A 21986-nucleotide genomic window follows, 5' to 3' on the forward strand; every position below is an offset into this window, starting at 1 on the left:
AGACCACAAAATTCGCAACGCCTGACAGAACCGTAGCGAGCGGAAGGGAGAGGCTGTCGAGAAGCGCAACCGTACTGCTAGTACGGTGAGCATCGCAGGCGGCCTATACCGACGCGCAGTAGGTACTGTCAGGTGTCACTACACAGGCTCGGCGTGCTCTACCATCAATTGCACCTTGGTCGTGCCATTGTATTCATTCGCATCAAGCCGGAAGGCGACCCTTGTCCGTTCGCCCAAGGCATCCGTGTGGCCGAACCAGATGGCGTCGAAGCGCACGCCGTTCTTTTCCAGCAGCAGTTTCAAATGCCGTTCCTTGAGGATGCGCTGGCTGACGACGCGGAATTCGTCGCAGAAGACGGGCGGGGCGAAGCCCTGGCCCCACACCTGGCCGTCCATCAGCTCGATGAAGGCCGTCGTGTAATACGCGTCTTCCAGCGGGCCATCCGTTTCCACCACCCGTTCCAGCTGTTGGGCGCTGAGCCAAGCCTGGCCCACGGCTTCGAAGGCCTGGGAAAAGGCGTCGAAGGCGTCGGCGCGGATGGTCAAGCCCGCCGCCATGGCGTGGCCGCCGAACTTGTCGATCAGGCTCGGTGCCCGTTTCGACACGAGGTCGAGCGCGTCGCGCAAGTGGAAACCGGGAATCGAGCGTCCGGAACCCTTGATCCAGCCGTCGGCACCGGGTGCAAAGGTAATCGTCGGGCGGTAGAATTTTTCCTTCAGGCGCGAAGCGACGATGCCGATCACGCCCTGGTGCCAGGATTCATCGAAGACGCTGATGGTGCTGCTGTTGGCCGGCTCGAAATCGTCGAGGTGCAGCAGGGCCGTATCCTGCATTTCCGCCTCGATTTCGCGGCGTTTCAGGTTGATGTCGTTCAATTGCTGCGCCAGCGCCCAGGCGCGGCCTTCGTCGTCCGTGATCAGGCATTCGATGCCCAGCGACATGTCTTGCAGGCGGCCGGCCGCATTCAGGCGCGGTCCCACGGCAAAGCCCAGGTCGAACGGCGTAGCGCTGCGCGCTTCGCGGCCCGCCACGCGAAAGAGCGCCGCCACGCCCGCGTGCATATTGCCCTTGCGCATGCGTTTCAAGCCTTGCGCGACGAGGATGCGGTTGTTCGTATCGAGGCGCACCACGTCGGCCACCGTGCCCAGCGCCACCAGGTCGAGCAGGTTGTCGAGCTTGGGTTGCGTCTGCGCATCAAAGATGCCGCGTCGGCGCAGCTCCGCGCGCAGGGCCAGCAAGACGTAGAACACGACGCCGACGCCGGCCAGATGTTTACTGGGAAAACCGCAGGCGGGCTGGTTCGGGTTGACGATGACGGCCGCGTCGGGCAGGGTGTCGGCCGGCAAATGGTGGTCGGTGACGACGACCTGCATGCCGCGCCGGTTCGCCTCGGCCACGCCGTCGATGCTGGCGATGCCGTTGTCGACGGTGATGATGATGTCGGGCGATTTTTCGCGCGCCGTCAGTTCGACGATTTCCGGCGTCAGGCCGTAGCCGTATTCAAAACGGTTGGGCACGATGAAGTCGACGTCGGCGCCCATGGCGCGCAAGCCGCGGATGGCCACGGCGCAGGCCGTGGCGCCGTCGCAATCGTAGTCGGCCACGATGACCATGCGTTTCTTGGCGGCGATGGCATCGGCCAGGAAGACGCCGGCCGCGCCGATGTGCAGCAAGCCGGACGGCGGTATCAAGTCCTTGGCCTCAATCGACAGTTCTGCCGCGTCGGACAGGCCGCGCGAGGCATACAGGCGGGCCAGCACGGGATGGATGCCTCCCTGGCGCAGCAATTCGGATTCGCGGTAAGGGCAGGGACGGGTGGCGATGCGGGTACGGGTCATGATGCTTTCAACTTGTTCAGGGTAATGGCGCGCCAGAATTTACGCTGCGCATGCTTGCTGGTAGTGACGTCCAGCCAGGCGTCGCGGTGGGTCAGCACCAGGCGCAGCTGGCCCAGGCGGCCATCTTTCAAGGCCGCCAGCAGGGGCGCGAACCAGTCTGCTTCCAGCGCTTGCAATTGCTGCAGCCACATGCCCCATTCCTGGGCCTGCGCCGCTTCGGTCAAGCCGCCCAGCACGACGATCGTGTCGGATTGGTCCGTCAGCACACTGTTTGGACTGGCATCGCGGCGCGCCGGTTCCGCCAGCGCGGCCAGCCAGCCCGGCGCGTTCTGCGTATGCAGGCTGGCCGCGCAGCGCGCAGCCTCCACTGTTGCCACGCTCCCGCCCCAGATCCAGAACGCATTGATGGCTTTCAGGCCCCGTTCTTCGCGCGCCGCATTGACGGGGTGTTCATGCCACAGCATCTGCACTTCGTTCTGCAGGCGGCGCGCGGCGCGCGCGTGCTCGCCTTCCGGCATCCAGACGGACAGGTCTTGCGTGGTGGCGGCGTCCGGCGTGGCGCACTGCAAGTCGCTCCAGCCATCGGCGCGCATGAACCAGGTGCCCGCGTCGCCATACGCGAGCGGCTGGCCGATCTCGTCGAAATACGGGGCAGCGATGTCGAACAGGGCGCGCCCATCGGTCTCGTTCAGCTTGAGCTGGCGCAAGTCTTCCAGGCTGATATGACTGCGGGCAATGGCCAGGTGGGCCGGATGCAGCAGGAAGTAGCGTGCGCCCGGTTCCGGCACGAGGCCGTAGCCGCGCATGGCCCGGGCGGCAAAGGCCGCCTGCGCCGCCACGCCGTTGGGCGCGGGCGACAGGTCCAGGGCGTGCGCCAGCCACGCTTCATGCGGCAGCAAGCGGTTGGCGTTGTCAAAAGTTTCTAAATTGCAAGTGGAGGTGCGCGACAGCAGCGCTGCCAGCGCGGGCGCCTGCAAGACCTTGAGCAGGTCGGCAGCCAGTTCGGCGTTGGGCAAGGCGAAGGGCAAGACGAGGGTAAGTTGATTCATCCCGAGATTGTAGGCGATAGCGGCGGCGTGCGAGTAGGGCGCATGTGTTTTCGCCTCGATCATTGCCACAGATTGGCGCGGGCAAGCCAGCCGCCTTGCATATTAAAAATATCAATAAAGCATCTTCATTATTTAAATTTTATCTTTGTCATCGGAAAATGATTCTCTTTTGAAAAGATAGTGGATATAATTGCGCTAACTTAATATCAGAAAGACAATCACCCCCTGCTGCGTGGTTGCGTCGTCTGGCTCCTGTGTCCCTCGAAATTGTATACAAGATCTGCCGGCTTCATTTTTAAACAAGTCCCTTCTTGGAAGCCCACTTATGTATACATTCGCCGCTTTGCGCGGCCAGGCTGATCGCGCCCTGGCCCCTCGTACTTCCTCTCCTGCTGCCGCCGTGGCATGCCGTCAGGAGGCCGCATGACTACCTACAACCTGTCGACCACGGTCCACGTCTGCGAAGACATCAACAAGAATTTCGATATCCGCGACCTGCTGATCCAGGCCGGCTACTCGGTGCAAGGCGAACTGAACATCAAGAATTTCACCGTGCTGTTGCCTGACGATACGGAATCGACCGAGAACACACCGCTGTTCGGCATGCTCGATGCGGACACCGTGTATGTGCGTCCCGGCGACTGGGCCGCCAACTACAACGGCAGCTTCTCGACCATCGAAGTGACGATTGACAAGGGCAATGGCGATATCGTCCAGCTGAGCCTGCAAGTCATCATCGACCCCGTCAACGACGCGCCGGACGCGGCCGATAAGACGTTTACATTGCTCAATGGAAACAACGTGGTGCTCAGCGAAGGCGATTTCGGCTTCCACGACGACGTCGAGCACGACGGCTTCAAGTCCATCGTCATCACGAATACCACCACGGCGGGCCAGGTCCTGTTGAATGGCGTGGCCGTGACGGTGGGCACGGAAGTGTCCATCGACGACATCCGCGCGGGCCACCTGGTCTTCGTGCCGAGCCAGACCGTGGCCGGCGACTTCGACCTCGGTTTCAAGGTGCGCGATGACGGCGGCACGGCCGGCTGCAATGCGCAAGACCTGAGCCTGGCGCCCCATTACCTGACCTTCAAGGTGCCGATGGCTCACCTGGGCGACTTCGTCTGGGAAGACAAGAATGCCAACGGCGTGCAGGACGCGGGCGAGGCGGGCATCGCCAATGTGGTCGTGCAACTCAAGGATACGGCCGGCAACGTGGTCGCCTCCACCACGACGGACGCCAGCGGCGGCTACCACTTTGACGTCAACCCGGGCACGTATTCCGTGACCGTGGTGGCGCCCGCCGGCTATGTGCCGACGGCGGCGAACCAGGGCGGCGACGCGGGCAAGGACAGCAATATCGATGCGGCCGGCAAGATGGCGCCCGTCACCCTGGCGCCGGGCGAAACCAACCTGACCCTGGACGCGGGCCTGTACCGCACGGCCGAGCTGGGCGACCGGGTCTGGTTCGATACCAACAAGAATGGCGTGCAGGATGCGGGCGAAGCGGGTGCTGCTGGCGTGAAAGTGACCTTGCTCGATGCGTCGGGCAACGCCGTCGGCAGCCCTTTGGTGACGGATGCGAACGGCAACTACCTGTTCACGAATTTGAAACCGGGCGCCTACAGCGTGCAATTCGATAAGACCACCTTGCCAGCCGGCTATACCTTCACGGGCCAGGACCAGGGCGGCGATGAGCAGCGCGATTCCGACGCGAATGCCGATGGCAGGACAGCGCAAGTGCTGCTGGCCTCGGGCGACAGCAACCACAGCGTGGATGCCGGCATCGTGGCCTTGCCGGCCACCCTGGGCGACCGCGTGTGGCATGACAGCAACGCCAACGGCATCCAGGATGCGGGCGAGTCCGGCATCGGCGGCGTTACCGTGCAGCTGAAAAACGCGGCCGGCAGCGTGATCGGCTCGACCGTGACGGACGCCACCGGCTATTACAACTTCAATGTCGATCCCGGCACGTACTCGATCGCCGTCGTCGCCCCCGCTGGCTATTTGACCACCGTCAAGGATGCGGGCAGCAGCGATGCGCTCGACAGCGACATCAACACGCTGGGCAACAGCGGCCAGGTGACGGTCGTCGCGGGCCAGAACTACAAGGATCTCGATGCCGGCCTGTACAAGACGGCGTCCATCGGCGACCGCGTCTGGTTCGATGCGAACGGCAACGGCACGCAGGATGCGGGCGAGGCGGGCGTGTGTGGCGTGAAAGTCAATCTGTACAACGCGCAAGGCGTCGTCGTGGCCAGCGCCTCCACGGATGCGAACGGCAATTATCTGTTCAGCAACCTGGTCCCCGGCGAATATTACCTGGGCTTCGTGCCGCCGGCCGGCTATGGCTTCACCAAGGCCGATATCGGCGGTTACGCCACGGATTCGGACGTCAATCCGGCCAGCGGCTTCACCACCACATGGGCCACCTTGAAGTCGGGCGATGTGCAGGTGGACTGGGATGCCGGCCTGGTCAAACTCAACACGGCCTCCATCGGCGACCGCGTGTGGGAAGACAATAACTACAACGGCGTGCAGGATTCAGGCGAACTGGGCGTGGCGGGCGTAAAAGTCAACCTGCTCAACGCCAGCAACGTCGTCATCGCCTCGACGACGACGAATGCCAGCGGCAATTACCTGTTCAGCGAACTGGCGGCCGGCAGCTACAAGGTGGAAGTCATCCGTCCATCGGGCTTTTATTACACCAAGGCCAATCTGGGCAGCGATACGGCCGATTCCGACGTCGATGTCAGCACGGGGCGCTCGTCCCTGATCAACCTGGCCGCCGGCCAGAACGACATGAGCTGGGATGCGGGCATCTACCGCAAGGCCAGCCTGGGCGACAAGGTGTGGCGCGATGCCGACCATGACGGCGTGCAAGACTACAACGAGGCGGGCATCGCCAACATCAAGGTGCAGTTGTACTCGGGCAGCGGCGTGCTGCTGGCCACCACCTACACGAATGCCAACGGCAATTATCTGTTCAGCAACCTCGATCCGGGCAGCTATTCCCTGAAATTCGACAAGTCGGGCGTGTACCACGCGGGCTACGCCATGGATACGTGGAAATGGGGCGCGAAGAACGTGGGCATGAACGACAATATCGATTCGGATGTCAACAGCAACGGCACGACGTCCAACGTGGTCTACACGGACATATTGAAGCTGGCGTCGGGTCAGAACGACATGAGCTGGGATGCGGCCATCACGCCCATCGTCATCGACCTCAACGGTGACGGCGTGCACACGATCGCCCGCGCCGACTTCCACGGCAGCTTCGACCTGCTGGGCACGGGCAGCGCCATCCAGACGGGCTGGGTCTCGGCCCATGACGGCTTGCTGGCCATCGACAGCAATGGCAATGGCAAGATCGACAACATCTCCGAGTTGTTCGGTGGTAACGAGAAGGGCACGGGCTTCGCCAAGCTGTCCAGCTATGACTCGAACCACGACGGCGTGGTCGATGCGCATGACGACAAGTTCGCCGAACTGCGCATCTGGCGCGACGCCAACAGCAATGGCGTCACGGACGATGGCGAGCTGATGTCCCTGCACGACGCCGGCGTGGCCAGCCTGGCGGTCAGCTACACGGAACTGCCTTTCCTCGACGCCAACAGCAATCTGCACCTCGAGCGCAGCAGCGCCACCCTGGCCGACGGCAAGACGGTCGACATGACGGACGTGTATTTCAACGTCGACGCCAAGGATGCGGCCGCCGCCGGCGTGCATCTGCCCAGCATGGCGGACCTGCTGCGCGACGACAGCACGCTCGACGTGGTGCTGGGCCAGGATGGCACGGTGACCACCGTCGCCGCCGCGCCGGCCGCCGCAGCAACCCCTGCCGCAGAAGCCCAGGCCCAGTGCGAAATGGCCGACCTCTTGCGCCGCGCCATGGCTCACGTAAATACCCAGCCCCAGGAAATGGCTGCCTGATGTCCCTTGCCGGGCCATGAGCCTGCCCGGCAATGCCGCACCGGCGCGCCCGTCACGGGGCGCCGGCGCTTTCCACGCTTTTTTCACACTTGATAATCGAAATAGGGAAACCACAATGAAACAATCCATGCACCTGATCGTTCGCGGCGCCATCGCCGCAGCCGCTTTCGCCCTCGCCAGCGGCAGCGCCCTGGCCGCTTCCAACCTGCAAGTCGTCGATTCGCACAGCGTCAGCCTGTTTACGGCTGCCGGTGGCGCCTTCGGCTCGGGCAGCGCAATCTCGCCGACCTTGTGGGAAGTCAAGTACGACAGCAACACCTTCCTGGCGTTTTGCCTCGATCCCCATGTGGCCGTAAGCAACAGTTCGAACAGCTACAGCAGCGGCGCTTTCGCCGCCAGCGATGCCGTCAAGCGCCTGTATGAAGGGTATTACGCTTCGTCCATCGCGACTGTAGCGACCAGCGCCAACAGCGCCGCCGCCTTCCAGCTGGCCCTGTGGGAATTGAATAACGACAACACGAACCTGCTGACGGGCGACCTGCGCTTCAAAAACCTGAGCAACGCCGTCGTCAGCCAGGCCAACACCATGTTGGGCGTGGCCACGGGCAATGGCGCCATCCAGAACCTGTACAACTACACGAGCTTGACGAGCGTCAACCCAGCTTCGCAAACCCTGCTGGCCGTGTCGCCAGTGCCGGAAGCGCAGACGTGGGCCATGCTGGTCGCGGGCCTGGGCTTGCTGGGCTTCATGGCGCGCCGCCGCAAGGGCGCTTCCGCGCTGACTTAATTATTACTCATTAGTCATCACTCATCGCGCAAGCGATAGCGTTCCCGCTGCGGCGCGCCCGACCGGCGCGCCGCAGCGTTTTATTGTGAATCCATCATGACCCCACCCCCTGACACTTACACCGCTTCCGCCGGCATGTCCACCGATGCCATCGCCGACGCCATCGTCTTCCTGGCGCGCTTTTTCGGCGTTGCCGTGCAGGCCGAGCGCCTGCGCGCCAGCGTGGCGGCCCAGGCTGCACCGGCCACGGCTGACTTTCTCGAACAGGCGCTGGCGCAGGCCAGCCTGACCGGCACCGTGTTGCCGGTAGATAAGCCACGCCGTCCCACGGAAATGCCGGCCTTGCTGCTCAACGGGGAAGGGCAGGCGCTGGTGATACTGGCCATTGCCGATGGCAAATATGAATGCCACGTGCCCGGCATCGAAGGCAGCGCCTGGTTTGACGCCGCCGCGCTGGCGCGGGAAGTGCCCGATGGGCGCTGGGTGGCCGTGCGTCCCGTCATGTTCTTCGACCAGCGCAGCTTGCTTTACAGCATGCCGGTGGCGGGGCGCTGGTTCTGGGATGTCTTCAACCGCAACCGCTGGGTCTTCCGCTGGGCCCTGCTGGGCACCCTGGTGCTCAATGTCATCGGCGCGCTGGTGCCGTTCTATGCGATGGCCGTGTATGACCGCGTGATCCCGAACAATGCCACGTCCAGCCTGTGGGTGCTGACGATCGCCGTCGTGGTGCTGACGGGCTTCGAGCTGGCCCTGCGCCTGCTGCGCGGCGAACTGGTGGAAACGGCGTCGCGCCGCATGGATGTGGCGCTGTCGTCGAACATTTTCGCCCAGTGCCTGCGCCTGCGCGCGGCCAGCCGGCCCGCTTCCGGGGGCACCCTGGCCAATACCGTGCGCGATTTCGAATCCGTGCGCGAATTCTTCGCCTCCACCACCCTGACCACCCTGGGCGACCTGCCGTTCCTGCTGCTGTTCCTGCTGGTGATCGCCCTGGTCGGCGGCTGGCTCGTGCTCGTGCCCCTGGCAGTCATCCCGATCCTGCTGCTGGTCGCCTTCGCCTCGCGCGCGGCCCTGGCGCGCCACGTGGCCGCCTCGATGCAGGAAAGCGCGCAGCGCACGGCGCACCTGTTTGAAACCATGAATGGCCTCGACACCATCAAGGCGCTGGGCGCCGAAGCGTGGAGCCGGCGCAAATGGGAAAGCCTGACGGTGGCCATCGCCGCCAACAGCGTCGAGACGCGCGAAATCGTCAGCCGGGTCAACTACATCAACACGGCCGTGCTGGCCCTGTCCGGCGTGGCCGTGGTGGCCACGGGCGCCTTGCTGATGGGCGAGCATCTGCTGACCCTGGGCCAGATCATCGCCGTGAGCATGCTGACGGGCCGCGCCCTGGCGCCCGTTAGCCAGATCGCGGGCCTGATCATACGCTGGGAACAGACCAAGCTGTCGTATCACGCACTCAATAAAATCATGGAAGCGCCCACCGACGATGATACGGCCAGCCTGCAGGCGCCGCCCCTGTCCGGGCGCATCGAATTTCGCGACGTGGGCTTTGCCTACCCGAATTCGCCGCCGCTGCTCGATAAGCTCAACCTGCACGTCCGCCCCGGCGAACGGGTCGGCGTGATCGGCAAGCTCGGTTCCGGCAAGAGCACCTTGCTGCGCTTGCTGCTGAACCAGTACGGCCCGCAAAGCGGCAGCGTGCTGTTCGACGACCTGGCCAGCACCCAGCTGGACCCCTTGAGCCTGCGCCGCCAGATCGGCTACGTGCCGCAGGACGTGACCCTGTTCCACGGCACCCTGCGCGAAAACATCGAACTGGGACGCAGCCAGGCCGACGACGCCAGCCTGCTCGACGCCATCCGCCTGGCCTGCCTCGACGACATCATCACCCAGCTGCCCAACGGCGTGGCGACGGAAGTGGGCGAGCGGGGTGAACGCCTGTCCGGCGGCCAGCGGCAAGCCGTGGCCATGGCCCGCGCCTTGCTGGTGAAACCGCCGATGCTGCTGCTCGATGAGCCGAGCAGCATGTTCGACCCGGCCACCGAGCAGCGCTTGATCGGGCGGCTGCGTACCTTAAAGGAGACGACCATCGTGCTGGTGACGCACCGCATGGCGATGCTGGCGCTGGTGGACCGCCTGATCGTCTTCGACAAGGGGCGCATCGTGGCCGACGGCCCGCGCGACGACGTCATGCGCGTCTTGAACAGCCAGGCAGCCAAGCCTGCGGTGGAACAGGGAGTGGCGGCATGAGCGCCCTCAATGCCCCGAACGCCCGCCCGCTGCCGGCGGCCCACCCGGACCCGGAACGCGAACCGCAGCGCATCGTCATCCGCATGCTGGCCTTGACGTCCGTGCTCCTGGTGCTGGCGCTGGCCTGGGCCATGTTCGCCCAGCTCGACGTGTCCGTGAATGGCCGGGGCGCCATCACGCCGCCATCGCACCTGCAGGAAGTGCAAAGCCTGGAAGGGGGCATCGTGCGTGAAATGCTGGTGAAACCGGGCCAGCGCGTGCGCCGCGGCGACTTGCTGCTGCGCCTGGACACGGCCCAGTACGAGGCCAACCTGGGCGCCAGCGTGCAAAACCGCCTGGCCGCGCTGGCGGGCAGGGCGCGTCTCGATGCGCTGCTGTCCGGCGGCACGCCCCAGTTTGCGCCGGAATGGCAGAAAGAGGCGCCCGAGCTGATCGCCAAGGAAATGCAGTTGTGGCGCGACGGACAGCGCGAATTCGCGTCGGCCACGGCGGCCGCGCGCGAAGGCGTGACGCGCCGCCGCGGCGAGCTGGCCGAGGCGCACAGCCGCATCGCCCAGCTGGACACGGGCTTGAAAATCGCCCTGGAAAGCCTGTCCATCGAGGAGAGGCTCTTCAAAGAGGGTGCCGGTTCGCGCGGCGACTACCTGAATGCGCAGCAGCGCGTGCAGCAGCAGCGCACGGAACTCGACAGCCTGCGCACCTCCGTGCCGCGCCTGACGGCCACCCTGGCCGAGGCGCAGGCACAGGCGGGCGAAGTGGAAGCGCGCATGCGCGGCCAGTGGGGCGCGCAGCGCAGCGAGTATGAAACCAAGGCCGGCGCCCTGGCCAGCACCGTGAAAGGCCAGCAGGACCAGGTGAGCCGGCGCGACGTGACGGCACCCGTCGACGGCGTCGTCAACCGCGTGCTGGTGGCAACCGTCGGCGGCGTGGCGCAGCCGGGTAAACCTATCCTGGAAATCGTGCCGGCAGATTCGGAAATGCTGATCTCCGTGCGCGTGAAGCCGTCGGACATCGGTTTTATCCATGTGGGACAGAGCGCGTCGGCCAATGTGCTGGCGTACGACGCCACCACCTATGGCCGCATGCAGGCGCAAGTGGTGCGCGTGGGGGCGGACGCGATTCCCGACGAGCGCAACGAACCGTATTTCGAGGTGCAGCTGAGCACCGACCGCAGCCAGCTGACGGCGCACGGCAAGGTATTGCCGGTGACGCCAGGCATGCCCGTCGACGTGGGCATCCTGACGGGGCGCCGCTCGGTGCTGCAATATGTGTTCAAGCCCGTGCTGCGCGGCTTGCAGTCTTCCCTGCAGGAGCGGTGATGCGTGCCTTCTTGATTTGCATGGCATTGGCCTGCGCAAACGCGGTGGCCCAGTCCGCGCCGCCGGCCACTTTCCAGGCGCAGGCCGCGCGCGGCTTGCCCGCCTTGCTGGCGCGCGCCGTGCCGCGCGATCCGCAGGTGATTGCGGCGCAGGCGGCGCTGGCCGCCACCGAAGCGGGCTACAAGCAGGCCCGTTCGCGCCTGTTCCCGACTGCGGCGCTGCAGGCGACGCGGGGGCGCAGCAAGGACCTCGATGGCACCCTGGAGGTCGAGCGCCGCACGCACCAGGTGGAAGCGAGCGTGCGCTGGAACGTGTACAACGGCGGCGCCGACCGCTCCGAACTTGACGCGGCCGAGCGCGAGATGGCGGGCGCCGCCTTCGACGTGGAGCGGGCGCGCGCGGAAAGCGCGGAAAAGCTGGCCGAAGCGTATTTCGACATGCAGCGCCTGGAACGCAGCCTGCAGCAGTCGCAGGAACGCCTGCGCGACGTGACGCAGCTGGTGCGGCAGGTGACGCGCCAGGCGGAACTGGGCAAATCGTCGGAAGTGGACCGCGAACTGGCGCAAAGTTCGCAGCTGGACGCGGAACTGGTGCACGACGGCTTGCTGACGGACCAGCAGGCGGCGCGCATCAAGCTCGAGGCGCTGGCCTTCGAGCCGGTGGCGCAGTTTGCCGATTTCGCCTTCGCGCCGCTGCCGGCGCAGGCGCTGGAGAATGCCGACACGCAGCAGGCGCAGTTGCGCGCCGCGCGCGAGCGGGCCGCCGCGGCCCAGTTGCGCGTGCGCGGCGTGGCGGCTACCCTGGCCCCCAAAATCGATCTGAATGTCAGCCATCTGCTCAATAACAAGACCACGCCGCCGCCGTCGACCATCCAGCAGCGGGGCTGGTCGGTGGGGGTCTCCTGGGAAATCCCGCTCGGCGGGGGCAGCCTGGCGCAGCGCGACGAGAGCATCAGCCGCGCCCAGGCGGCCGAGGCGGACGTGGCGCGCGCCGAGCAGGGCACGCGCGCCGACCTGGCCAGCATGCTGCCGCGCATCGCCAATGCGCAGCGCACGCTGGCCCTGCTTGACGAGCAGGAAAAGAAGATGGCCTTCGTCGTGCGCGGCGGGACCATCCAGTACGAGGCGGGCCGGCGCAACCTGCAGCAGGTCATCCAGACGCGCGACAGCTATTTCACGATACAGCAGCGGCGCTTCGACCAGCTGCACCGTCTGACCCTGGCGCAGATGCGGCAATATGCGCTGGCGGGGCAGCTGCTGCGGGTTTTCGGCCTGGCGCAGGAGGTAAAATAGCGCCGGCGTGCGCGGTTTCACACAGAGATGACGCAGAGATCATGCATGAAATGCCCATTGTGTGGCACACTGCGCGCTCGCATATCATCGTTGTCGCGGGAGCGCATGAGCATCATCAAACAATTTCCTTTCGAGTGGCAGGTCGGCGTGCGCTATACGCGCGCCGGGAAACGCAGTGGCCGCAACAGCTTCATTTCCTTCATCTCCCTCATTTCCGTGGCCGGCATCGGCCTGGGCGTGGCCGCCCTGATCGTCGTCCTCTCCGTCATGAACGGCTTCCAGAAGGAAGTCACCGACCGGCTGATGTCGGTGCTGGCCCACGTCGAGGTCTTCGACACGAGCGGTTCCATGCCCAACTGGCAGGCGCAGGAGCGCGCCGCCTACGCCAACCCGCAAGTGAAAGCCGTGTCGCCGTTCGTGGAAACCCAGGGCATGCTGCTCAATGACGAAACCATGCGCCCGTCCGTCGTGCGCGGCGTGCTGCCGCAGCAGGAAGCCACCGTCTCCAGCGTGGCCGCCCAGATGAAGCAGGGCAGTTTCGATGCGCTGACTCCCGGTTCCTACAACATCGTGCTGGGCATCGACCTGGCCAAGGCGCTGGGCGTGAAAGTGGGGCAGAACGTCACCCTGATGCTCGAGCGCGAGCCACGGGCGGGCGATCCGGCCAACGGCATCGTCATGCCGCGGATGCGCGCGCTCAAGGTGGCCGGCATCTTCGAGGCGGGCCATAATGAACTTGACGGCAGCCTGGCGTTTGTGAACATGCAGGACGCGGAGCAGCTGCTGCAGCTCGACGGCCCGTCCGGCCTGCGCCTGCGCCTGCACGACATGAACAAGGCGCCCCAGGTGGCGCGCGAACTGAAAGCCTCGATGCCGGGCCAGCTGTGGATGCGCGACTGGTCGCGCGCCAGTGCCAGCTGGTATGCGCTGGTGCAAAGCCAGAAGAACATGATGTTCATTATCCTCAGCATGATCATCGCCGTGGCCGCGTTCAACCTCGTCTCGACCCTGGTGATGTCGGTCACCGACAAGCAGGCCGACATCGCGATTTTGCGCACGCTGGGCGCCTCGCCGTTTTCCATCATGAAGATATTCATGATCCAGGGCGCGCTGGTGGGCTTGCTGGGGAGTGCTTTGGGCGTGATCGGCGGCGTCGTGCTGGCGCTGAACGTGGGCGTCATCGTGCCCTTCATCGAAGGCATCTTCGGCCTGCACTTCATTTCCAAGGAAATCTACCAGATCAGCGCCGTGCCGTCGGACGTGCATTGGCTGGACGTGGCGCAGATCGGCCTGATCGCCTTTGGCCTGGCGCTGGTGGCCACCATCTACCCGAGCTGGCGCGCCGCGCGTGTCAAGCCGGCCGAGGCGCTGCGCTACGAATAAGCGGCTTGTAAAACCGGGGTCAGACCCGCCGGGTCTGACCCCAGCCCTTCGTTGCACGGGCTAACGCGATGATATGTTGCATACATAAGAATTAACGAATTAATGAGCATGTTAAAAAATCTTCCCTTCGAATGGCTGGTCGGCCTGCGTTACACGCGGGCCGGCAAGCGCAGTGGCCGCAACAGTTTTATTTCCTTCATCTCGCTCATTTCCATGGCCGGCATCGGCCTGGGCGTGGCGGCGCTGATCGTCGTGCTTTCCGTGATGAACGGCTTCCAGAAGGAAGTGACGGACCGCATGCTGTCCGTGCTGGCCCACGTGGAAGTGTTCGACAACAGCGGCAGCATGCCCGACTGGCGCGCGGAAGCGGCGCAGGCCTTCAAGAATCCGGCCGTGAAGGGCGCCGCGCCATTCGTGGAAACGCAGGGCATGCTGCTGCGCGACGATGCGCTGCGCCCCGCCATCGTGCGCGGCGTGCTGCCCGAGGAAGAGCCCAACGTCTCGGACGTGGCCGGCCAGACGCGCATGGGCAGCTTCAAGGCGCTGCAGCCGGGCACCTTCAATATCGTGCTGGGCATCGAGCTGGCGCGCGCCTTGCGCGTCAACCTCGGCGAAAAAGTCACCTTGATGCTGGCGCAGGGCCAGGTCACGCCGGCCGGCGTGCTGCCGCGCATGCGCAGCTTTACCGTCAGCGGCATCTTCCAGGCGGGCCACAATGAATTCGACGCCGGTCTGGCCTTCATCAATATCGAAGACGGCCAGCGCCTGCTGCGCCTCGACGGCCCGTCCGGCCTGCGTTTGCGCCTGGCCGACATGAACCAGGCGCCGCAAGTGGCGGCGGAACTGAAGAAAACCATGCCGGGCGACCTGTGGCTGCGCGACTGGTCCAAGCTGAACGCCAACTGGTTTGCCGCCGTGCAGACGGAAAAACGCATGATGTTCATCATCCTGACCTTGATCATCGCCGTGGCCGCCTTCAACCTCGTCTCGACCCTGGTGATGACGGTGACGGACAAGCAGGCCGATATCGCGATTTTGAGGACGCTGGGCGCCTCGCCCCGTTCCATCATGAAGATCTTCATGATCCAGGGCGCGCTGGTGGGCATCCTGGGCACGATCCTGGGCGTGGGCGGCGGCGTGCTGGTGGCGATGAACATCGACGTCATCGTGCCCTTCATCGAGCATTTGCTGGGCGTACAGTTCCTCTCCAAGGACATCTATTTCATCAGCACCGTGCCGTCCGACCTGCGCTGGCCCGACGTCACCAAGATCGGCGTGCTGGCCGTGATCCTCGCCTTTTTGGCGACCCTGTACCCAAGCTGGTGGGCTGCCCGCGTCAAACCTGCGGAAGCCCTGCGCTATGAATAAACCACTGACTACGACCATGACCGATCTGAACAAACCTGCCTCCAACGGCGCCACCGCCGATTCCGCCGTCCTTAGCTGCCGTGGCCTGGGCAAGACTTTTACTCAGGGCAGCTACAAGGTGCAGGTGCTGGCCGGCATCGATATCGACGTGCATCGCGGCGAGCGCGTCGCCATCGTCGGCGCCTCCGGCTCGGGCAAATCGACCCTGCTGCACCTGCTGGGCGGGCTCGATACGCCCACCAGCGGCAAGGTGACCCTGCTGGGCAAGGATTTCGCCACCCTCAGCGAAAAGGCGCGCGGCGACTTGCGCAACGCCTCGCTGGGCTTCGTCTACCAGTTTCACCACCTGCTGCCCGAGTTTTCCGCGCTCGACAACGTCGCCATGCCGCTGATGATACGGCGCATGAAGCGCGCCCCGGCCACCGAGCTGGCGCAGCAGATTTTGACGCGCGTGAACCTGGCCAAGAGAGTCACGCACACGCCGGGCGAATTGTCGGGCGGCGAGCGCCAGCGCGTGGCCCTGGCCCGCGCCCTCGTCACGCAGCCTGCCTGCGTGCTGGCCGATGAACCGACGGGCAACCTCGATCACGCCACGGCCGAACAGATTTTCGACCTGATGCTGGAACTGTCGCGCACCCTGGGCACGGCCTTCGTCATCGTCACGCACGATATCGAGCTGGCCAAACGCTGCGACCGCGTGCTGCGCCTGACGGACGAAGGGCTGCAGCCGTACCAATATTAAGGAGCTTCGCCATGCTGTGGATCGACACGCATTGCCACCTCGACGCGCATGAATTCGGCAGCGAATCGCTGCAGGTGGCGGCGCGCGCGGCCGCGCAGGGCGTGGCGATGATCGTCGTTCCCGCCGTCGAACGGGCCAATTTCGCCATCGTGCGCGACCTGGCGGCAGCGGCGCCCAACGCCTGCTATGCGCTCGGTATCCACCCGATCTACGTGCCGCACGCCACCGACGACGACTTGATCGCACTGCGCGAAGCCGTGGCGCTGGCCATGAACGATGCGCGCTTTGTCGCCATCGGCGAGATCGGCCTCGATTTCTTCATTCCGATGCTGTGCGAACCGGCCATGCGCATCAAGCAGGAGCACTTCCTGCGCGAGCAGCTGAAGATCGCCCGCGACTTCGACCTGCCCGTGCTGGCCCACGTGCGCCGCTCGCAGGACATCGTCCTCAAGCACGCGCGCCAGATCCGCCCGAATGGCGGCATCGCCCATGCGTTCAACGGCAGCTTCCAGCAGGCGCAGGGCTATATCGACTTCGGTTTCAAGCTCGGTTTCGGCGGCGCCATGACCTTTACGCGGGCCTTGCAGATACGCCGCATGGCCACGGAATTGCCCCTGGACGCCATCGTGCTGGAGACGGACGCGCCCGACATTTCCCCCGCCTGGATCCACCCGGGCCGCAACAGCCCCGAAGAATTGCCCCGCATCGGCGCCGTGCTGGCCGAATTGCGCGGCCTGGAACTTGCCGACGTGGCGGCGCAAACCAGCGCCAACGCGCGTGCCGTACTGCCTCGATTACCCTTGATGGAATGAGACCATGAACAAGAAAATGCTTGCGGGCGCCCTGGCGGCTTGCCTTTCCAGCGCGTTTGCGCCCGCCATGGCGGCTGCCGGCGCCCAGTGCGACGGCATGCCGCGCCTCGACGTCACCACGCCGGCCGGCTTTTGCGTGGCCGTGCTGGCCGACGGCCTGAAGTTCCCCCGCGGCGTGCTGCCGCTGACGAATGGCGACATCCTCGTCACGGACATGACGGGATGGGCGCCGAAACAGGGCAAATTGTGGCTGCTGCAGCGCAAGGCGGCCGGTGGCGGCTATGAACGCAAGCTGCTGCTCGACAAGCTTGATCGCCCGAACGGCATCGTGCAGGGGCCGGACGGCCTGGTCTACGTGGGCGAGGTGGGACGCATCTTCCGCTTCGACCTGCGCGATCCCGCCCGCGCCATCACCGACGTGATCGGCGGCACGGCCAAGACGCCGCGCCTGCCGGGCCTCGGTTTGCACCTGCTGACGAACATGCGTTTCAGCCCCAAGGGCGACCTGTATGTGAACGTGGGATCGAGCACCGACCATTGCGAGAACGATGGCAAGGCGCCCGATCCGGCCAAGGCCTGTCCTTCGGCGGAAGGCCCGGAAGCGCTGGGCGCCATCCGCGAATACACGATGGCATGGCCGGCCGGCACGGTGACGAGCTGGCGCACGCATGCGCGCGGCTTGCGCAATTCGATGGCGCTGGCCTTCCACCCGGCGACGGGCGAACTGTGGCAGGCGGAAAACGCGCGCGACGCCATCCAGGCCGCCATGCCGCAACTCAAAAGCGACGAGAATCTGCCGCATGAGGAACTGAATCTGATCAAGTCCGACCGGCACTACGGCTGGCCGTACTGCTACGACGACAATGTCGCCAGTCCCGAATATCCGAAGACGGCTTGCGACGCCCAATTTGCGGCGCCCGAGCGCCTGCTGCCCGGCCATGCCGCACCGCTGGGCATGACCTTTTATACGGCCAGCCGCTTCCCGGCGCTGTACAAGAACAGCCTGATCATCGGCTACCACGGCTACCGCAGCAACGGCCACCGCCTGGTGGCCCTGCTGCCCGACAAGGCCGGCGCGCCGCTGGGCAAGTCCGTTGAATTGATCAGCAACTGGGAGCGCAAGGGCAAGCAGGGCAGGGGCGCGCCCGTCGACGTCAAGCAGGGCCAGGATGGCGACATCTATATGGCCGATGACCATAACGGGCTGGTGCTCAAGCTGCACTACGAGGCGGGCAAGCCGTAAGCGGCCTTCATCCGACGTCCTCGCTGGCGTTACGGGTGTCGTCGGCTTACGGCCTTTGGCCTAAGCCGACCTACATGCTCAAGTAGGTCGGATTGGCGTGGCTATGCCGCGCGTAATCCGACGTCATTGTTGGCATTACGGGTGCGGTCGGTTTACGCTTGATCTCGCTCAGTGCGGAGCCGCCGCATCCTCCTACAATCGGCCTGATGTTCCCTGTCGACCAGGGATGACGGGAGGCTGACGTGAAACCTGCATTCATCAAGCTGCGTGAAAATTACTCCAGCGTGGCGGCCGTCGATCAGGCGGCCCTGTTCCGCGAAATCGGCTGGGAAGACTTGATCGGCAAGGACAGCTTTGCCAACACCTGCGCCATCCGCGTCAGCCTGGCCCTGATCAAGGCCGGGGTCCAGGTCAAGGGTCGCATGGCGATACGCAAGGGGGCATTCAAGGGCGCGCTGATCGAACCGGGGCAGGCCAAGCTGTCGCACATGCTGGCCAGCCCCTCGATGTTTGGCGCGCCCGAAAAATTTACCGGGGATGATGCCATGGAAGGCATCGGCCAGCGCCAGGGCGTCGTCGCCTTCTTCCGCATTCCCGGCTACCTGGGCGGCGCGGGCGGGCATATCGACATCCTGCTGCCCTCCATCGGCGTGAAGGTCTGCGGCAGCGAATGCTACTGGGATTGCGGCGAGGTCTGGTTCTGGCCCGTCAGGTGACGCTTATTTGAACTTCTTCGACCGTCCGCGCGAGGCCGCATTGTGCGCGCGCAGGATGGAATCGACGCGCTCGGACGCATCGCGCGACAGGTGTTGCGCCACCGCGATATCGGGGAAGAATTCGGGCAGGCGGTAGCTGAGCCAGGCATACGCGGAATAGTAGCGGCAAGTGTCTTCCACCTGCTGCAGATTCTGCGTGCCGCCGCCGTACGCGTGCTGGCGCAAGGTGCTCGTTTTTCCCTGCGACAGATTCTTCGCCCAGTGCTCCCACGCCGTCTGCAGGGACGGCACCTTGCTCGATATCGGCACCAGCGACAAAGTAAATTTGTCGGCCACGGACAGGGGCAGGGTGTCGAGCCAAACGGCGCGCTCCTTCTGGTCTTCCGTGATGCGCGGGAAGAAGAAGCCGTCCGGCACGTCGATATTGTGGATGAAGCGGCGCAGCAGTTTACTGAGCGACAGCTCTCCCGTCACCGACGAAATCCGGTGCAGATGTTCGAGCGAGGGCGCCACGGCAAAGCCGCTGGTGTTCAGCGGGTGCAGCTTTTCCTTCAGCAGCGCGCGCATCACTTCATGCGTCTCGTTGTCGTAGCCGGCCACGAGTCCCTCTTCATGCACGCCATAGCGGCCCGCGCGTCCGGCGATCTGGCGCGCCAGCGCGGCCGAAATCTCTTCCTCTTCACGGCCATTGTATTTGACGCAGGTGGTCATGACGATGCGCGCGATCGGCATGTTCAGGCCCATCGCCAGCGCATCCGTGCCGACGACGATATCGGCCGTGCCGTCGCGGAAGCGCTGCGCCTGCGCACGCCGCACTTCGGGCGACAGGTTGCCGTAGACGGTGGCCACCGATAATCCCGTTTCCGTGATCATGTCGCGCCACATCAGCACTTCGCGGCGCGAAAAGGCGATGACGGCGTCGCCGCGGCGCAGGTTGCGCACCTTGCGCACGGCCGTCGGCTCCATCGACAGGGGCGCCATGCGTTTCAGGACGTGCACTTCCAGCGGGCAGTCCAGGCGTTCGGCCAGCGCCTCGATGGCGCGCCGCGCTTCGGGCGCCCCCACCAGGTAGACGGTGTGGGCCGGCGCGCCGCAGACGGCCGCCGTCCACGCGGCGCCCCGGTCCGGGTCGGCCAGCATCTGGATCTCATCGATGACGGCCACTTCGACGACGGTTTTCGTGTCCAGCATTTCCACCGTGCTTGCCACGTGCGTGGCGCCGTCGACGACCCTGCGCTCCTCGCCCGTGATCAGGCTCACGGCCAGCGGTTTGCCGTGCGGCGCGGCTTCCTGCAGGCGCTCGTAATTTTCCAGGGCCAGCAGGCGCAATGGCGCCAGGTAGATGCCGCTCTTTGCCTTGACCAGCGCTTCCATGGCGCGGTGCGTCTTGCCGGAATTGGTCGGTCCGAGCAGGGCGATGAAGCGGCGCGGCAGGCGGCGCGCCATCTCGAACGAGGCGGGGTATTCGGCCAGGTTGATGCTCTGGCGCGTGCGCGCCGCGTGCTGTTCTTCCTGCTGGCGCTCGATGGCGTGATGGAAGCGCTGGCGGATGCGGTCGAACACCATGCCGGCCGGCTCCGACGTCTGCATGTCGGCCAGCGTGTGCAGGAAGACCATCGGGTCCGTGTCTACATCCTCGCTCAGGCCTGCGATATCGGCGACGAAATCCATCACATGCTGGCGCAGTTCCTCGAAGACGGCCGCGCTGGCCCGTTCGCGCACCAGGGCCAGCTTGGTCTCGCGGTCCATCTTGCGCCATTTGGCCGGCCGCGCCAGCACGCCCTGGCTTGGCACCAGTGCATACGGCACCACCAGGTGGCCTGCCTTGACCACGCCGGAAAAGCGCACGAAGACGCGGCCTTCCATCTTGACCAGGCGGATATGCTCGGCCAGCTCCCCCAGTTCCGCGACCAGGGTGGCGTCGTTATTGTCTTCGCTGCTGTCGGAAAGGTCGGTGGAAGTATCGGGAGGAAGTGCGGAGGAAGTCATGTCGTGCCTGGGTGTTGAAGTAAGCGAGGCCGATTATACCGTGCGCAGGGTAAAGATTTTCCCCCGGAGCACGGTGCCGCTGCCGCACGAGCGCTGATCTGTAAAACGATGATTCCCTGAGGCGGATAAGCCTCGCAACCATGGAGGGCGGCGCTGCCGCCTGCTTGCCAATCATCTTGCTTGAACGCGAAATGGGAATCCGATATCCAGTGCTTTGCGCTTATCGGTTTTTCCTGCGACATTTTTATTTGGCTGGAATTACCATGAATGTATTTTTATTAACTTTGTTAATTTTTTGAATTTAACATTAAAATTTCAATTGCCGTGGCGCCGATGGTAACAAAGAGTATGTTTTTATCGATAGCCAGGGTGATGATATTCGTATCGCGCCTGTATTTTTCATTGTGTGAAGAATTGGCCGATGGCGCGCAATGAATTGAATTGTCTTGACAATTAATAATGGCGAGCTGATCATGGGTTCAGAATTTGCAGGGATATTTTGGTATCTTTTCAAAATATCTGAAATTGACGGCGACGTACGGCATTATTCTGGATGCCGCTCTGGCTATCGGCTGGGGCGTGCCGTTGATATGCACGGCTTTGATTTGACGGTGCTCCAGGATACGTTGGAGGCCGCAGGATTTTCCATTTCGCGCTGACGTACGACCAGCGCGCGATGACACCCGACATACCTGTGTATGTGGCCCTGCGCCAGAGGATGGCGCGCGCGGGGATTCATCAGCCATCCGACTTTGGGAGAACTCCATGAATAAAAAGCTCGCTGCATTTCTTTTTGCGTCAGGTCTCGGTTTGGCGGTAACGGCGACGCCAGCCTTTGCCAGCTGCTATAGCGCCTGCGCTGCCGAATGGCGGGCTTGCATCGCCGCCGGTACCGCTCAAGCCGAGTGCGGCGCCGAGCGGTCCGCCTGCCTGCAATCCTGCAATTGACGGGAGGAATACTGCGCGCTGCGGCAGCCACTATCGTAGCCTGTTGCCGCTGACGCCAGCAAGCCATGGCGCCGATGGCAGTTCAGGCTGCCCGTGCGCGCACGGCGCGTAGCCCCCAGCCGGTGGCGATCAATCCGTCGCCGGCTTGCAGCGGCGCTGCGGCGTCCATGAACGCATGACCTTCGCCGCAGGCCAGGTCGAGCACCACCAAGGGGTTATTGCTGACCGACACGAGGTCGGTCAGTACGGCATAGGACAAGGCGTAGGTGGTGGATGCAGTGCATGAGCGTTCTTATCCAGTGCACCTTTGCGC

17 protein-coding genes are annotated in these 21986 nt (G+C 64.5%); 13 read left to right on the forward strand and 4 right to left on the reverse strand.

The genetic code is table 11. The annotated features are described in order from the left end of the window. Positions 1–138: 138 nt before the first annotated feature. Positions 139–1839, reverse strand: coding sequence for a single-stranded-DNA-specific exonuclease RecJ (gene recJ, locus OX462_RS11655; protein WP_409028459.1), 1701 nt, complete (start codon positions 1837–1839; stop codon positions 139–141). Next, complete coding sequence (locus OX462_RS11660; protein ID WP_409028460.1) at positions 1836–2888, reverse strand: hypothetical protein; 1053 nt, start codon at positions 2886–2888, stop codon at positions 1836–1838. Before OX462_RS11660 ends, recJ begins: the two co-directional genes overlap by 4 nt. Before the next feature lie 423 nt (positions 2889–3311). On the opposite strand from OX462_RS11660, the gene OX462_RS11665 reads away from it, so the two are divergent. The 11 genes from OX462_RS11665 to OX462_RS11715 all read left to right on the forward strand — a co-directional run bounded on the left by OX462_RS11665 (position 3312) and on the right by OX462_RS11715 (position 18736). Further along, the gene (locus tag OX462_RS11665; protein ID WP_409028461.1) at positions 3312–6824 is read left to right on the forward strand and encodes an SdrD B-like domain-containing protein; all 3513 of its coding nucleotides are present in this window, start codon (positions 3312–3314) and stop codon (positions 6822–6824) included. A gap of 115 nt (positions 6825–6939) precedes the next feature. Then, positions 6940–7611 (forward strand): PEP-CTERM sorting domain-containing protein, encoded by a 672-nt coding sequence (locus OX462_RS11670; protein WP_070291584.1) that lies wholly within the window; start codon positions 6940–6942, stop codon positions 7609–7611. 96 nt (positions 7612–7707) lie between these two features. Next, a complete protein-coding gene (locus tag OX462_RS11675; RefSeq protein ID WP_409028462.1) occupies positions 7708–9861 on the forward strand; it encodes a type I secretion system permease/ATPase in 2154 nt (717 codons plus the stop codon). Then, entirely contained in the window at positions 9858–11180 is a 1323-nt protein-coding gene (locus OX462_RS11680) for an HlyD family type I secretion periplasmic adaptor subunit (protein WP_070219997.1), read from the forward strand. The genes OX462_RS11675 and OX462_RS11680 overlap by 4 nt, the downstream gene beginning before the upstream one ends. Then, on the forward strand, positions 11180–12472 hold the full coding sequence (locus tag OX462_RS11685) for a TolC family protein (RefSeq protein WP_409028463.1): 1293 nt from the start codon (positions 11180–11182) through the stop codon (positions 12470–12472). The genes OX462_RS11680 and OX462_RS11685 overlap by 1 nt, the downstream gene beginning before the upstream one ends. A 105-nt stretch (positions 12473–12577) precedes the next feature. Next, entirely contained in the window at positions 12578–13855 is a 1278-nt protein-coding gene (locus OX462_RS11690) for a lipoprotein-releasing ABC transporter permease subunit (RefSeq protein ID WP_409028464.1), read from the forward strand. Between the two features lie 102 nt (positions 13856–13957). Beyond that, positions 13958–15223: a lipoprotein-releasing ABC transporter permease subunit gene (locus OX462_RS11695; protein ID WP_046682975.1), complete on the forward strand. Its 1266-nt coding sequence runs from the start codon at positions 13958–13960 to the stop codon at positions 15221–15223. Between the two features lie 16 nt (positions 15224–15239). Next, entirely contained in the window at positions 15240–15965 is a 726-nt protein-coding gene (gene lolD / locus OX462_RS11700; RefSeq protein WP_230539519.1) for a lipoprotein-releasing ABC transporter ATP-binding protein LolD, read from the forward strand. A 14-nt stretch (positions 15966–15979) separates the two neighbouring features. Further along, the gene (locus tag OX462_RS11705; protein WP_409028744.1) at positions 15980–16777 is read left to right on the forward strand and encodes a TatD family hydrolase; all 798 of its coding nucleotides are present in this window, start codon (positions 15980–15982) and stop codon (positions 16775–16777) included. 4 nt (positions 16778–16781) lie between these two features. Then, positions 16782–18020, forward strand: coding sequence for a PQQ-dependent sugar dehydrogenase (locus OX462_RS11710; RefSeq protein WP_409028465.1), 1239 nt, complete (start codon positions 16782–16784; stop codon positions 18018–18020). A gap of 242 nt (positions 18021–18262) precedes the next feature. Further along, on the forward strand, positions 18263–18736 hold the full coding sequence (locus OX462_RS11715) for a T6SS effector amidase Tae4 family protein (RefSeq protein WP_070220009.1): 474 nt from the start codon (positions 18263–18265) through the stop codon (positions 18734–18736). A 3-nt stretch (positions 18737–18739) separates the two neighbouring features. On the opposite strand, the gene OX462_RS11720 is transcribed toward OX462_RS11715, so the two are convergent. Beyond that, positions 18740–20725, reverse strand: a complete 1986-nt coding sequence (locus tag OX462_RS11720; RefSeq protein ID WP_409028466.1) for a helicase-related protein — start codon at positions 20723–20725, stop codon at positions 18740–18742. Positions 20726–21171: 446 nt separating this feature from the next. Between OX462_RS11720 and OX462_RS11725 the strand changes: the two genes are divergently transcribed. Beyond that, the gene (locus OX462_RS11725; protein ID WP_409028467.1) at positions 21172–21384 is read left to right on the forward strand and encodes a hypothetical protein; all 213 of its coding nucleotides are present in this window, start codon (positions 21172–21174) and stop codon (positions 21382–21384) included. A 106-nt stretch (positions 21385–21490) separates the two neighbouring features. Then, positions 21491–21673, forward strand: coding sequence for a hypothetical protein (locus OX462_RS11730; protein WP_141749921.1), 183 nt, complete (start codon positions 21491–21493; stop codon positions 21671–21673). 82 nt (positions 21674–21755) lie between these two features. On the opposite strand, the gene OX462_RS11735 is transcribed toward OX462_RS11730, so the two are convergent. Continuing rightward, complete coding sequence (locus OX462_RS11735; RefSeq protein WP_175445239.1) at positions 21756–21932, reverse strand: hypothetical protein; 177 nt, start codon at positions 21930–21932, stop codon at positions 21756–21758. Positions 21933–21986: the final 54 nt, after the last annotated feature.

The sequence above is a fragment of the Janthinobacterium aestuarii genome (assembly GCF_046113285.1).
In the GTDB taxonomy this organism is placed as follows: domain Bacteria; phylum Pseudomonadota; class Gammaproteobacteria; order Burkholderiales; family Burkholderiaceae_D; genus Janthinobacterium.